The following is a 13,773-nucleotide window of genomic DNA, read 5'->3' as shown; positions in this document are numbered from 1 at the left end:
CCGTCCCCGCCCCGGGGCCCGACTCATGAAGTGACCCGTTCAGCCAGAGCGGATGGGCCATTGAGCAACGGGCAAGGAGAGAAAACGGGATGGGACTTCGCGCACAGGTACGGACGCGGGACGGCTGGGCCGTCCAGCACGCGGTCGTGACGGTCACCGACATGACCGGTACGCAGGTGCTGCGGGCCGCCGCCGACGAGGACGGGGCCGTGCGGGCGGAGGAACCGCTGTCCGCGGGCGCGTACACGGTCATCGTGACGGCGGTCGGGTACGCCCCCGCCGCCTCGACCGCCCTCGTCACGGCGAGCGGCCGGGTCGAGGCCGGCACGGTGGTACTGGCCCGCCAGGGCGGGGTGGAGCTGCCGCCGCCGGGCGTCTGGTCGCTGGACCCGGCGCACTCCTCCGTGGGCGCGGTCGCCCAGCACCTGGGCATCTCCAGCGTGCACGGCCGGTTCACCGAGTTCGGCGGCCGGATCGAGATCGCGGAGGACGTGCAGCTCTCCCGGGTGGACGCGGTCATCAGCGCGACCAGCATCGACACCGGCAACGGCATGCGGGACAAGCACCTGCGGTCCCCGGACTTCCTCGACACGGACCGGTTCCCGGAGATCACCTACCGCTCCAGCGGACTGACTCCGGCCGGACCCGACCGGTGGACCGTGCACGGCGAGCTCGCGCTGCACGGGGTAGCGCGCCCCATCGACCTCGACCTGAGCTACCTCGGCACCGGCCCCGACCCGTGGGGCGGCGTGCGCGCGGCGTTCCGGGCGACGGCCGAGCTGCGCCGCGAGGACTTCGCCATGAACTACAACCAGGTGGTCCAGGCCGGCATCTCCGCGATCGGCACGACGCTGCGGGTGGAGCTCGACATCCAGGCCGTGCAGGGCGATTCCGTTCCGGCCGCCTGACCTCCCCCGGCCGTAGGGTCTGTTCCATGGCATCCAACATCGCGACCAACACCGCCGTGGAACTCGACGAACTGCTGGCCTTCGTACGGCCCCGGCACCGGGCGATCCTGCTGACCACCCGGTCCGACGGCCGCCCCCAGGGCTCCCCGCTCAGCTGCGGCGTGGACGACGCGGGCCGGATCGTCGTCTCGACGTACCCCGAACGCGCCAAGACCCGCAACGCCAAGCGGGACGAGCGGGTGAGCGTCATCGTGCTGTCCGACGAGTGGAACGGGCCCTGGGTACAGATCGACGGCTCGGCCGAGGTGATCGACTCACCGGATTCGGTCGAGCCGCTCGTCGAGTACTTCCGCAACATCTCGGGCGAGCACCCCGACTGGGACGAGTACCGGGCGGCGATGGTCAAGCAGGGCAAGTCCATCATCCGGATCACTCCCGAGCGGTGGAGCCCGGTCGCCACGGGCGGCTTCCCTGCGCATCTCGCCCCGGAGGCCTGATCCCGTGACTGTTCCTCCGCCCCGTTTCGTCCCGGAGGCCTGATCCCGTGACCACCGCCCCGCTCCGTCCCGGAGGCCTGATCCCGTGACTGTTCCTCCGCCCCGGCCCGACGAGCTGGCCCGTGCCCGGCTGCTGGCCGGGCCCGAGGTGGCCGACGCCGCGGTGGAGGCCCTGGCGCGGGCCGCCGGGCGTCCCGTGGAGCGCGCCCCGGCCACCGGCGGCGGCCCCTTCGTGTACGTGGGGGCCACGCTGCCCGAACCCCTGCGCGGGGACGGGCTGCTCTGGCTCCACAGCGTGAACGCCGGTACCGACGCCCTGCTGGACGCCGGGCCGTGGCCGCCGGGGGCACTGCTCACCCGGACGGTGGGCCGGATGGGCGAGCGGATCGCGCAGTACGTGCTGGCCTGGGTGCTCGCCGAGTGCCAGTCGGTACCGGAGTTCGCCGCGCTGCACGGGCGGGCCGAGTGGCGCCGTATCCCCTCCGAACTCGTGGCCGGGCAGACCGCGTTGATCCACGGGACCGGACGGATCGGCTCGGCCGTCGCCGGGCTGCTGCGGGCCTGCGGCATCCGGACGGTGGGCGTGGCGCGCACCCCGCGCGAGCTCCCGCCCGGCTTCGACGCGGTGGCCGGGCCGGACGAGCCGGTGGACGCCCGCTGGGTGATCGCGGCCCTTCCGCTGACCGGGGCGACGGAGGGCTACTTCGGGGCGGACCGGTTCGCGGCGATGGGCGGCGCCTCGTTCGTCAACGTGGGGCGGGGCGCGACGGTGGACCTGGCGGCGCTGGAGACCGCGCTGCACGCGGGGACGGTGGGGCGGGCGGTGCTCGACGTGCTGGCGGACGAGCCCGCCGCGCCGGACGACCCCTGCTGGCGGCTGCCCCGTACGGTCGTCACCTCGCACTCGGCGGGCATCACGGCCGACGAGGACGTGGTCACGGACTTCACGTCCTGCCTCCTCGACCTCGCGGCGGGCCGCGTCCCGGCACTCGCCGTGGACCCGGCCCGCGGCTACTGAACGGACCCGGAGGAACGCTCCGCGCGTGCGCGCATCGCCTCGATGCCCGCGATCAGCAGATCCAGGGCGAAGGTGAAGTCGCGCTCGCGCATCTCCTCCACGGTGTCGGCGCCGCGTGCGTCGATCAGGCTCTGCGAGGCCGCCATCAGCTCCTTCAGCTGCGGCTGGGTGCGGATCGTGCCCAGCGCCTGCCGGTAGAACTCGTCCTGGCTGAGTCCCGCGTCCGCGGAGCGCTGCACGACATGGCCCTCGATGGTGCCGAACCCGTACACGAACTGGAAGACCGCCGACATCGCGCCCGTCTGATGCCTGAGGGGCAGCCCGGTGGCCCGGACGGCGTCCTGCATGGCGTAAGAGAACAGCAGCGAGTGCGGGCCGATGTTCAGGTAGTTCCCGGCCAGCGCGGAGGCCCAGGGGTGCCGGACGAGCATGCTCCGGTAGCTGGCGGCCAGTTCACGCAGCCGGTCACGCCAGTCGGCGTCCGCGGGCGGGGGCGCGATCTCGGCGAAGACCGAGTCCAGGGCCAGCTCCAGCAGGTCGTCCTTGGTGTCGACGTACCAGTAGAGGGACATCGCCGTCACGTTCAGCTCGGCGGCGAGGCGGCGCATGGAGAACTTGGCGAGGCCCTCGGCGTCCAGCAGCCGGACCGACGCCGCCGTGATCCGCTCCCGGTCGAGACCGTCCGGCTGGTCGGCCTTGCGGGTGCGCGCCGGTGACCTGCCGTCCAGCCACACACTGGTCCTGGCAGGGTTCTTCACGCGATCGGCCGCGGACACCATGGCGCACTCCCTCGTCTCGCCGGCGGGACGAACCGGATACGTACCCCATGCCCACTCCGCGCCCAAAAACCGGAGTCGTACGGTCCGCAACGTCTCGCCCGATGCTATGCCGCCGCCGCGGCGGTATCAGCCTGCGCCGATTCTCCCCGCTCCGCACGGCGCAGCAGCACCGCAGCCAGCAGCCCGCCCACCAGCACCGCCACCGCACCGGTCAGCTGACTCGCCTCCAGGCCCGAGGCGAAGGCGTCCGTGATGCGCTGCCGCTCCCCCGCGCCGCTCGCGGCGGCCAGCGCGGCGGGCAGCGAGGCGGCGCCCACGGCCGTCGGGACGAGCGCGGAGAACCGGGAGTTCAGCACCGCGCCGAGCACCGCGACCCCGAGGCCGTTGCCGCATTCGGCGAGGGTGCCGTTGACCCCGGCGCCGACGCCCGCCTTCTCCGGCGGGATCGCGCTCATGATCGCGTTGGCCATGGCGGGCGCGGCGAGCGAGATGCCCGCGCCCATCACGACCAGGCCGAGCAGCATGCCGCCGTAGCCGCTGCCGCCGAGCAGCGCGATCGAGGCCAGACCGGCGGCGAGCAGCGCCATCCCGGAGGCGATGGTGACGGGCGTGCCGAGCCTGGGCAGCAGCCGGGCGCCCAGCCCCGCGAGGTTGAGCACGATGACGCTCACCGCCAGCGGGGCCGTCCGCAGACCGGCCTCCAGCGGTCCGTAGCCGAGCACGAACTGGAGCTGCTGGGTGAGCAGGAACAGCGAGCCGCCCATCCCGAACGCGACCAGGATCGCGCCCGCGACCGCGCCGACGAACCGCTGGTTCCGGAAGAAGTGCATGTCCAGCATCGGGTACGGGATGTGCAGCTCCCACAGCACGAACCCGGTGAGGACGGCGACCCCGGTGAACGCGGTCAGCAGCACCTGGCCGGAGGTCCAGCCGTGCCCGGGGCCGGAGATGATCGCGTAGACGACCGCGGCCATGCCGATGGTGGAGAGCAGCGCGCCGAGCAGGTCGGGGCGGTCCCCGGTGCCGCTCCTGGACTCCGGCACCAGCCGCGCCACGGCCACCAGTCCGAGCACCGCGACCGGGATGTTGACCAGGAAGATCGCGCCCCACCAGAAGTGGTCGAGCATGACCCCGCCGATCAGCGGGCCGACCGCGAATCCGAGCGAACCGACGGTCGACCAGACGCCGATCGCCTTCACCCGCTCGGTGTCGTCGAAGATCTGGACGACGACGGCCAGCGTGGTGGTCATCAGGAGTGCGCCGCCGATGCCCATCCCGGCCCGTGCGGCGATCAGTTGTGCGGAGGTCTGGGCGAGCCCGGCCACCAATGAGCCGATACCGAAGAGCGCCAGCCCGGCGATCAGCATCTTCTTGCGGCCGTAGCGGTCGGCCGAACTCCCGGCGGTCAGCAGCAGGCCCGACTGGACGAGCGAGTAGGCGTTGATCATCCACTGCACATCGGCGGTGGAGGCGTCCAGTTCGCGGGTGAGCGAGGGGATCGCGATGTTGAGGACGGTGTTGTCGAGTACGACGGTCAGCTGGGCGAGGCAGATGACTCCGAGGATCAGCCAGCGCTGCGGATGGCTCGTCTGCGCGAGGTGGTTCTGCTCGGCGGCGGACGCCGTCATTCGGACTCCCGGGCGTTCGGTCAGGGGCGTTCGGTCAGGGGTGTTCGGTCAGGTAGCTATACGGCGTACAGGGAAGCGGTTGTACACCGTATAGCTACCCTTCCGCCGCCTACAACCGACTTTCCCGCGGTACGGTGCCGATCGCTGATCCGACAAGGGCTGGAGTGGTATGTCACTGCGTCGTCGTACGGTGGAAGTCCTGGTTGCCGCAGGCCTGTTGGGAGCGGCGCTCGCGCCCCCGGCGACGGCTGCCGGGCACGGCCCGGAGCGCTCTGTACCCCTGCGTGTCGCCACGTACAACATCCACGCGGGTGCGGGCATGGACAACGTATTCGATCTCGACCGGCAGGTGGCCGAGCTCCGCTCGTTGCACGCCGACGTCATCGGGCTCCAGGAGGTCGACGTCCACTGGGACGCGCGCAGCGAGTGGCGGGACCTGGCGGGCGAGCTGGGCCGGCGGCTCGGCATGCGGGTCTCGTTCGCCCCGATCTACAGCCTCGATCCGGCGACGCCCGGGGCGCCGCGCCGCGAGTTCGGGGTCGCGGTGCTGTCCCGGTACCGCGTCGTCGGCGCCGAGAACCACGACATCACCCGGCTCTCCACCCAGGACCCGAACCCGGTACCGGCCCCCGGGCCCGGCTTCGGTGAGGTGGTGCTGCGGGTGAAGGGGCTGCCCGTGCACGTCTACGCGACGCACCTCGACTACCGAGGCGACCCGTCCGTACGGATCGCCCAGGTGGCCGATACCCGCCGGATCATGGCCGAGGACCGGAAGGAGGGGCGGGGTCCGGTGCGGCAGATCCTGCTCGGCGACTTCAACGCGGCCCCGGCCGCTCCGGAGCTGGCCCCGCTGTGGGAGGAGCTGACGGACATCGAACCGGGCGCCCCGACCTTCCCGGCCGAGGACCCGGTGCAGCGGATCGACTACGTGGCGGTGTCCAAGGACACCGTGCGGGTGCGCGACGCGGCGGTGGCGGAGACCCTCGCCTCCGACCACCGCCCCGTCGTCGCGGACCTGCTGCTGCGGCGCTGAGCCTCAGTCGCCGCTCTTGGTCTCCGGCCGGGTCAGGTCGTAGAAGGTGGCGCTGCCCGCCGTGACCTTCTTGAAGTTGGCCTCCACCCAGGTGGAGATCTTCGACGAGGTACCGCTGCTGCCGCCCATTCCACCCATGCCGCCACCGCCACCTTCGCCGCCTTCTCCACTGGAGATGAAGTAGTGGACGCGGCCGTCCTCGACGTACTTCTTGAACTGGGAGAGCGTCGGGGACGGGTCGCTGCCGTTGAACCCGCCGATCGCCATCACCGGGTCGCCGGTGGCGAGCTGGTAGCTGGCGGCGTTCTGCGAGCCGATGGCCGCGGCGCTCCAGGTGTAGTCGTCGGCGTTCGCCGTCAGCAGCTTCTTGGCCGCCGCGTCGACGGACGCGCCGTTGAGCAGCCCGCCCATGCCGCCGCCACCGCCACGGCCTCCGGCTCCGCGGAATCGTTCCCCCGCGCCGGGCATACCGGGCATGCCGCCGGGCTGCTGACCTTGCTGCCCGCCCTGCTGCCGGCCCTGTTGCTGGCCCTGTTGCGAGGTGCCGGGCTGGGGTTGGCCCTGCTGACCACCCGTGGGCGGCATGCCCATGCCCGTACCCGCGCCCTGTTGGTTGCCGGTCGGGGGCCGCATGCCGCCGCCCGGTCCGCCCCGGCCGCCGCCGCCGAATCCGCCCATCCCGCCGGCGGACGGGCCGGCCGTCACGATCGAGCCCTGGTGCCCGGTGTTCAGCGTGTTCAGGGTGTACGCGACCGGCCCGGCCAACGAGGCGGCGAACCCGAGCCCCACAGCGGCGAGCGCCAGTTGACGCCCCAGCCGGGCCGCGAGCAGCAGGCCCACCGCGCCCAGCAGCCCGGCGGCCAGGACCGTCGTGCGCAGCCACGGCAGGTAGTCCGGGGTCCGCCCCAGCAGCACGTACGCCCACCACGCCGTCACCGCCACCGTCAGCGCGAGCGCGGCCCCCGCCCACCAGCGGGACCGCTCCTCCCACAGGACCGAGACGCCCATGCCGATCAGCGCCGCGATGTAGGGGACCAGGGCCACCGTGTAGTACTGGTGGAAGATCCCGGCCATGAAGCTGAACACGCCCGCCGTCATCAGCAGCGAGCTGCCCCAGGCGAGGAAGGCCGCCCGGACCGGGTCCGTCCTCTTCGCCCGCCAGGTCAGCCAGACGCCCGCGACCAGCAGGATCAGCGCGGCGGGCAGCAGCCAGGAGATCTGGCTGCCGATCTCGGAGTTGAACATCCGGCCGATCCCGGTCTCGCCCCACTGACCGCCCGCGCCGCCACCGGGACCGCCCCCGCCGCCGACGCTGCCGGTCTCGTCGCCGTTGATCCGGCCGAGCCCGTTGTAGCCGAAGGTCAGCTCAAGGAACGAGTTGTTCTGCGAGCCACCGATGTACGGGCGGGAGGAGGCGGGCCACAGCTCGACGATCGCCACCCACCAGCCGCCCGCGACCAGCATCGACAGCGCCGAGAGCCCCAGTTGGCCGAACCTCCTGCGTACGGAGACCGGTGCGAACACCGCGTACAGCACCGCCAGCGGCGGCAGGATCAGGAACGCCTGGAGCGTCTTGGACAGGAACGCCAGACCGACCGCGACACCCGCCCACACCAGCCACTTGGTGCGGCCGTCCTCCATCGCGCGCAGCACGCAGTAGACGGTCACGGTCATCAGCAGCGCGAGCAGCGCGTCCGGGTTGTTGAAGCGGAACATCAGTGCGGCGACGGGCGTCAGCGCGAACACCGCCATGGTGATCAGCCCGGCGGCGGCGCTGAAGCGGCGCCGTACGGAGGCGTACAGCACCCCGGCCGTCGCGACGCCCATCAGCACCTGCGGGAACAGGATCGCCCAGGAGCCGAGGCCGAACACCCGCACCGACAGGGCCATCGGCCAGAGGGTCGCCGGGGGCTTGTCGACGGTGATGGCGTTGGCCGAGTCCAGCGAGCCGAAGAAGAAGGCCTTCCAGCTCTGGCTGCCGGCCTGCGCGGCGGCGGAGTAGAAGGAGTTGGCGTAGCCGGAGGCGCTGAGGTTCCACAGGTAGGCCGCCGTGATGGCCAGCAGCATGCCGAGGAAGGCCGGCCGCGCCCACCGGGGGTCCTCGGGCCGCCCCCGCCACACGCGCTGCGGGAGTGAGCGGGCGGAGCGCGCGTGTCCGGTCGCGCCCCGGGGCGGTGCCGGGAGGTGGTCGAGCGTGGTCATCGGGCGTTCCTCAGTTCGTGGTGGGTGTCGTCGGCGGGCTCGGCGTGGGTGGCGTCGGCCGGCTCTGCGGACGGGCGGGGCGCTGGGGCGTGCGCCGGGCCGTCCGCGTCAGCACCCCGGTCGCGGTCGCGGTCCGGGAAGACCCAGGCGCGGAAGAGCAGGAAGCGCAGGACGGTCGCCGCGAGGTTGGCCGCGATCAGCACGGCGAGTTCGGTGGAGTGGGACGGCGATCCGGAGGCCGCGCCCAGGGCCGCCAGCGAGCCGCTGGTCAGGGCGAGACCGATGGCGAAGACCACGAGCCCCTGCGCCTGGTGGCGTACGGCCCCGCCCCGGCCGCGTACGCCGAAGGTGAGCCTCCGGTTGGCCGACGTATTGGCGACGGCGGAGACCAGCAGCGCGCCGCCGTTGGCCAACTGCGGCCCGACGCCCAGCCGGAAGAGCGAGTACAGGGCGAGGTAGAAGAGCGTCGAGAGGGCCCCCACGACACAGAACCCGACCAGCTGCCGGGCCAGTCCACGCGGCACCCCGCCGATCCCCCGGTCACGCGGATCGTCACCGAAGGGCCGGGCCAGCCGGTCCAGCGGCAGCGCGCCGACGGCCAGGGCCCGCCCGACGCGCCAGACGCCCTTCAGGTCCTCGGTCGCGGTCCGCACGATGTGTACGGTCGAGTCGGGGTCGTCCACCCAGTCGACCGGCACCTCGTGGATGCGCAGCCCGGCCCGCTCCGCGAGCACCAGCAGCTCCGTGTCGAAGAACCAGCCGGTGTCCTCCACCATCGGCAGCAGCCGCTGCGCGACCTCGCGGCGGATGGCCTTGAACCCGCACTGCGCGTCGCTGAACCGGGCGGCGAGCGACGAGCGCAGGATGATGTTGTACGCCCGCGAGATGAACTCCCGCTTCGTCCCCCGCACCACCCGCGAACTACGGGCGAGACGCGAGCCGATGGCCAGGTCCGAGTGGCCGGAGATCAGCGGCGCGACCAGCGGGAGCAGCGCGTTCAGGTCGGTGGAGAGGTCCACGTCCATATAGGCGAGGACCGGCGCGTCGGAGTGCGACCAGACGGTCCGCAGGGCCCGCCCCCGCCCCTTCTCCTCCAGCCGGTGGGAGCGCACCCCGGGAAGCGTCCGCGCGAGCCGCCGCGCCACCTCCGGCGTCCGGTCGGTGCTCGCGTTGTCCGCGACGGTGATCCGGAAGGCGTACGGGAAGGTGCGCGCGAGATGGTCGTGCAGCCGCAGCACGCACGGTTCGAGGTCCTTCTCCTCGTTGTAGACGGGTACCACCACATCGAGGACGGGGGCACCCGCCGCATCGGCCTGGGCCGCCAGGAGGTGGTCCCGGGCCGGCAGGGCGCTCCAGGGAGTGTCGGTTCGCATGACACCGACACTCGCCAACCGCCCTGTCACGCCTGTGTGCTGAGCCTGTGGTCCCGCTGTGAGTGGAACGGGTTCGCGGCTGTCCGGACCGGGTCCGCCGGCAGGTGGACGGCGAAGACCGTGTCACCCGGCACCGAACGCACCTCGACGACACCGTCGTGCGCGGCCACCACCGCCTGCACGATGGCGAGGCCGAGTCCGGTGGACCCGGCGTGCCGGGAGCGCGAGGCGTCCCCGCGCGCGAACCGTTCGAAGACGTGCGGCAGCAACCGCGCCGGGATCCCGGGCCCGTTGTCCTGGACCTCCAGCGTGACCCACGGGCGGCCGGCCCCGGCGCGCACCCGGGCGGTGACCGTGGTCCCCGGCGGGGTGTGCGTACGGGCGTTGGCCAGCAGGTTGACCAGCACCTGCTGGATCCTGGTCGGATCGGCCCGGACGGCGGCCGGCGTCTCCGGCAGATCCAGGCGCCAGTGGTGGGTGGACTGGTGGGTGGGCTGGTGAGCGGGCCCCGGCCCGTCCGGGGAACCGGACGGCCCCGCGACCCGGGCATCGCTCACCGCGTCTATGACGAGCGGTGACAGATCAGTGCTCTCGTAACTGAGCGGCCGTCCGGCGTCCAGCCGGGCGAGCAGCAGCAGATCCTCCACCATGCCCGTCATGCGTTCCGCCTCCGACTCGATCCGGCCCAGCGCGTGCCGGGTGTCGGGTCCGGCGTCCTCCCGGCCACGCCGGGTCAGTTCCGCGTATCCGCGGATCGAGGCGAGCGGGGTGCGCAGCTCGTGGCTGGCGTCCGCGACGAACTGGCGGACCCGCATCTCGCTCTTCTGCCGCGCGTCCAGGGCCGAACCGACATGGCCCAGCATCCGGTTGAGCGCCGCGCCGACCTGCCCGACCTCGGTACGCGGATCGGCCTCCGCCCCCGGGACCCGCTCGAACAGGGCGACCTCGCCGCTGTGCAGCGGTATCTCGGAGACCCGGGTCGCGGTGGCGGCCACCCGGCGCAGCGGGCGCAGGGCGACCGTGACCATGGCGGCGCCCGCGATCCCGGCGGCGATGAGCCCGGCCGCGGTCACGCAGACCTCGACGAGGATCAGGGTGCTGAGCGCCTTGCTCACCTCTGCGGTGGGGATGCCGACGAGCACGGTCGTGCCGTCGCTCATGGGGACGGCCTCCACCCGGTAGCCGCCGAGTCCGGGCAGCTCGACATCGTGCGCGTGCCGGTCCGCGCGGACCCCGGCCGACTCCAGGACGTCCCTCTGGGCGCCGGTCAGCGGCTCGTTGCTCGGCTGCGCCTCCGGCCGGCCCGCCTGCACGACCAGGGAGGAGGTGACGGCACCGTCCGTGAGGACCGCGCCGAACGTCTTGAGCGGCTGGCCCCCGCCCCCTATGAAGCCGAGCGGCTGCTTGTCCTTGAGCCCACCGGGGACGGGCGCCCCCGGCAGGTGCTCGGCCCGGACCGCGATATCGCGCAGCTGGTCGTCGAGCTTCCCGTACATGTAGCTGTGGAAGGCGATGGCGGTGACCGAGCCGATGACGGCCGCGACGACCGCGATCAGCGACACCGCGGAGACGACGAGCCGGGTCCGCAGCGTCCACCGCCGGCCCGTACGACTACTCACCGGGCTTGATGAGATACCCCGCCCCGCGCCGGGTGTGGATCATCGGCGTCCGGCCCGCGTCGATCTTCTTGCGCAGGTAGGAGATGTACAGCTCGACGACGTTGGCCTGGCCGCCGAAGTCGTAGTTCCAGACCCGGTCCAGGATCTGCGCCTTGCTCAGCACCCGGCGCGGATTGCGCATCAGGAAGCGCAGCAGCTCGAACTCGGTCGCCGTGAGGTGGATGTTGGCACCGCCCCGGCTCACCTCATGGCTGTCCTCGTCCAGCAGCAGGTCCCCGACGGCGAGCGTCGACTCGCTGCGCACCGCCGCCGTACCGGAGCGCCGGATCAGCCCGCGCAGCCGGGCCACGACCTCCTCCAGGCTGAACGGCTTCGTGACGTAGTCGTCGCCGCCGGCCGTGAGCCCGGCGATCCGGTCCTCGACGGAGTCCCGCGCGGTCAGGAACAGCACCGGTACGTCCGAGAGCTCCCGGCGCAGCCTGCCGAGGACGGAGAGCCCGTCCGTGTCGGGCAGCATCACATCGAGGACCACCGCGTCGGGCCGGAAGTCACGGGCGGTACGCACGGCACCGGCACCGTCCCCGGCGCTGCGCACCTCCCAGCCCTCGTAGCGCAACGCCATGGAGAGCAGCTCGGCGAGCGGTGCCTCGTCGTCCACGACCAGCACCCGGACGGGGCTGTGGTCCGGCCTGAGCAGTTCGGTACGCCCCTGGGGCGAGGTCGTCGTCGTCATGGCCCCACCCTGTGAGACGCCCCTGAGAGAGTTCTTTTCCGATTCTGTGAATTCCCTGAGAAAGACGCGCGAACGTGTGAGCGCGCCGCCCCGGCGACGGGCTCACGTGTTCGCACGCCGCCTCAGCAGTCGAACAGCGCCTTCGCGTTGTCGTGGCAGACCGCCCGCAGCCAGTCGTCCCCGAGCTCCAGCCGCTCCAGGGCGTGCAGCTGGTGGGCGTACGGGTACGGGATGTTCGGGAAGTCCGTCCCCAGCAGGATCCGGTCCCCGAGCGCCGCCAGCCGCCCCCGTTCCGCGGCCGGGAACGGGGTGAAGGCCTCGGTGAAATCGGTGAACGCCATCGTCGTGTCGAGCCGCACCCCCGGGTACGCCTCGGCGAGCGCCAGGAACTCCGCGTACTCCGGCATCCCCATGTGCGCCACGATCAGCGGCAGCCGGGGATGCCTGGCGAGCAGCCGGCCGACCGGTTCCGGCCCGGTGTGCTTCCCCGGGGCGGGCCCGGACCCGCAGTGCATGACGACCGGGACGCCCGCCTCCGCGAGCAGCCCCCACACGGGGTCCAGCAGCGGATCGTTCGGGTCGTACGCACCGACCTGGAGGTGCGACTTGAAGACCCGCGCGCCCCCTTCGAGGGCCTGCGTCACGTACGTCTCCACGCCCTCCTCCGGGAAGAACGTGGCGGTGTGCAGACAGTCGGGCACCCGCTCCGCGAACCCGGCCGCCCAGCCGTTCAGCCAGGCCGCCATGCCCGCCTTGTGCGGGTAGAGCATCGAGGTGAACCGGAGCACGCCGAACGAGCGCAGCAGCGCGAGCCGTTCGTCCTCGTCCTGCCGGTAGGTGATCGGCCACTCCATCCCGGTCAGCGGACCGACGGCGTCGAAGTAGGCCCAGACCTTGCGCAGCACCTGTTCCGGCATGAAGTGCGTGTGGACGTCGATGAGTCCGGGCAGCCCGAGCCGCTCCCGGAACCGCACCACGTCGTCGCGTTCGTCAGCCATACGCTCCGCCATGCATTCCTCCTCGGATCGCCCCCGACGATCTCAGAACAGCCCGTCCTGCGAGACAGTGCCCCCGATGCCGGCGGTCGGCACACTCACCCCGGCCTCCGGGCTGGCCGCCGCCAGCGCCCAGCCGGTCATCAGCCGGGTGTCCAGCACGACGACACCGTCCGCGCCGGTCTCCAGGTGCAGATCCGGCCCGGCCGCCGCGACCAGCCGCCCCGCGACCGCGCCTCCGCCCACCAGCCCGGTCACCACCCGCACCACCCCGCCCGACGCACCCGACGCACCCGACGCACCCGACGCACCCGACGCACCCGACTCGACGATCCCGAAGATCCCCGCATGGTCGACGGCCTCGAACGGCAGCCGCTCCAGCGCCTCCGGCCAGCCGCCCCCGTCGAGCGCCACGGCCCGCCCGTACAGCTCGGCCACCTCACCGGCCCGCTCCTCCGCCCCCGGGAGCCGCGCCCGCACCGCCCGCTTCCGGGCGTACGGAATCCGGTCCGGTACCCCGAGCGCGGCCCGCAGCAGCTCCTCCGCCCGGCGCGCCGCCATCAGCGGACCGCGCCCCAGCCAGCTGAAGACCACCGCCCCCTGCTCCCGCAGCCGGGCCGCGCCGCGCTCCTCCGCGGTGATCCCCACCTTCACCATCCCGGGCCCGGACCAGGCCAGGTACACGCGGTAGGTGCGCGGGTCATCGGGGATCGTGTCGGCCGCCACCGAATGCGCCCGGTCCAGCCGCCCGCACTCGGGACACCGGCCCCCGGTGCTCCGCGCCGGCACCACGGCCGCCACCGGACACACGTTCCCCCGCGCCCCGGCGCAGCCCCGTACCCCCTCGGCGCGGAACCCGAACGCGCTCCCGTACGCCAGCACGCTCCCCCGGACCTCGCGCCCCTTCCGCCACCCGAGCACGGGACCACCCCGCTCCTCCGGCCACCGAAGCCCGGTGCACTGCCATTCCATGCGGGAAACCCTACGA

The 13,773-nt window shown here is 72.8% G+C and carries 12 protein-coding genes; 4 read left to right on the top strand and 8 right to left on the bottom strand.

What is annotated here, in order from left to right; all coding sequences use genetic code 11:
* The first annotated feature begins 89 nt into the window (after positions 1 to 89).
* From ACZ601_RS20395 to ACZ601_RS20385, 3 genes are all read left to right on the top strand, one after another.
* Positions 90 to 908, top strand: coding sequence for a YceI family protein (locus ACZ601_RS20395; protein WP_440579447.1), 819 nt, complete (start codon positions 90 to 92; stop codon positions 906 to 908).
* 26 nt (positions 909 to 934) lie between these two features.
* Positions 935 to 1,405: a PPOX class F420-dependent oxidoreductase gene (locus tag ACZ601_RS20390; RefSeq protein WP_073736400.1), complete on the top strand. Its 471-nt coding sequence runs from the start codon at positions 935 to 937 to the stop codon at positions 1,403 to 1,405.
* 85 nt (positions 1,406 to 1,490) lie between these two features.
* Positions 1,491 to 2,423 carry an NAD(P)-dependent oxidoreductase gene (locus tag ACZ601_RS20385; RefSeq protein WP_469539830.1) on the top strand — a complete coding sequence of 311 codons (933 nt, stop codon included), beginning with the start codon at positions 1,491 to 1,493 and terminating at the stop codon, positions 2,421 to 2,423.
* Here the strand turns inward: ACZ601_RS20385 and ACZ601_RS20380 are convergent.
* Entirely contained in the window at positions 2,417 to 3,202 is a 786-nt protein-coding gene (locus ACZ601_RS20380; protein WP_469539827.1) for a TetR/AcrR family transcriptional regulator, read from the bottom strand. The two genes, ACZ601_RS20385 and ACZ601_RS20380, sit on opposite strands and share 7 nt — an antisense overlap.
* A gap of 104 nt (positions 3,203 to 3,306) precedes the next feature.
* Complete coding sequence (locus ACZ601_RS20375; RefSeq protein WP_469539824.1) at positions 3,307 to 4,830, bottom strand: MFS transporter; 1,524 nt, start codon at positions 4,828 to 4,830, stop codon at positions 3,307 to 3,309.
* A gap of 169 nt (positions 4,831 to 4,999) precedes the next feature.
* Between ACZ601_RS20375 and ACZ601_RS20370 the strand changes: the two genes are divergently transcribed.
* Positions 5,000 to 5,863 carry an endonuclease/exonuclease/phosphatase family protein gene (locus tag ACZ601_RS20370; RefSeq protein ID WP_469539821.1) on the top strand — a complete coding sequence of 288 codons (864 nt, stop codon included), beginning with the start codon at positions 5,000 to 5,002 and terminating at the stop codon, positions 5,861 to 5,863.
* Positions 5,864 to 5,866: 3 nt separating this feature from the next.
* On the opposite strand, the gene ACZ601_RS20365 is transcribed toward ACZ601_RS20370, so the two are convergent.
* The 6 genes from ACZ601_RS20365 to ACZ601_RS20340 form a co-directional block, all read right to left on the bottom strand.
* The gene (locus ACZ601_RS20365) at positions 5,867 to 8,065 is read right to left on the bottom strand and encodes a glycosyltransferase family 39 protein (protein ID WP_469539819.1); all 2,199 of its coding nucleotides are present in this window, start codon (positions 8,063 to 8,065) and stop codon (positions 5,867 to 5,869) included.
* Positions 8,062 to 9,438: a bifunctional glycosyltransferase family 2/GtrA family protein gene (locus tag ACZ601_RS20360; protein ID WP_469539816.1), complete on the bottom strand. Its 1,377-nt coding sequence runs from the start codon at positions 9,436 to 9,438 to the stop codon at positions 8,062 to 8,064. Before ACZ601_RS20360 ends, ACZ601_RS20365 begins: the two co-directional genes overlap by 4 nt.
* A gap of 26 nt (positions 9,439 to 9,464) precedes the next feature.
* Complete coding sequence (locus ACZ601_RS20355; RefSeq protein ID WP_469539812.1) at positions 9,465 to 11,057, bottom strand: sensor histidine kinase; 1,593 nt, start codon at positions 11,055 to 11,057, stop codon at positions 9,465 to 9,467.
* Entirely contained in the window at positions 11,050 to 11,790 is a 741-nt protein-coding gene (locus ACZ601_RS20350) for a response regulator transcription factor (protein WP_311304338.1), read from the bottom strand. Before ACZ601_RS20350 ends, ACZ601_RS20355 begins: the two co-directional genes overlap by 8 nt.
* A gap of 122 nt (positions 11,791 to 11,912) precedes the next feature.
* Positions 11,913 to 12,800 carry an amidohydrolase family protein gene (locus ACZ601_RS20345; protein ID WP_469539808.1) on the bottom strand — a complete coding sequence of 296 codons (888 nt, stop codon included), beginning with the start codon at positions 12,798 to 12,800 and terminating at the stop codon, positions 11,913 to 11,915.
* Positions 12,801 to 12,830: 30 nt separating this feature from the next.
* Positions 12,831 to 13,757, bottom strand: a complete 927-nt coding sequence (locus tag ACZ601_RS20340) for a DUF2797 domain-containing protein (RefSeq protein WP_469539805.1) — start codon at positions 13,755 to 13,757, stop codon at positions 12,831 to 12,833.
* Between the last annotated feature and the right edge of the window lie 16 nt (positions 13,758 to 13,773).

It is taken from the genome of Streptomyces sp. NPDC104307 (assembly GCF_055584045.1).
The sequence above is the reverse complement of the archived record's forward strand: the minus strand, read 5'-3'. Positions and strand labels throughout refer to the sequence as shown.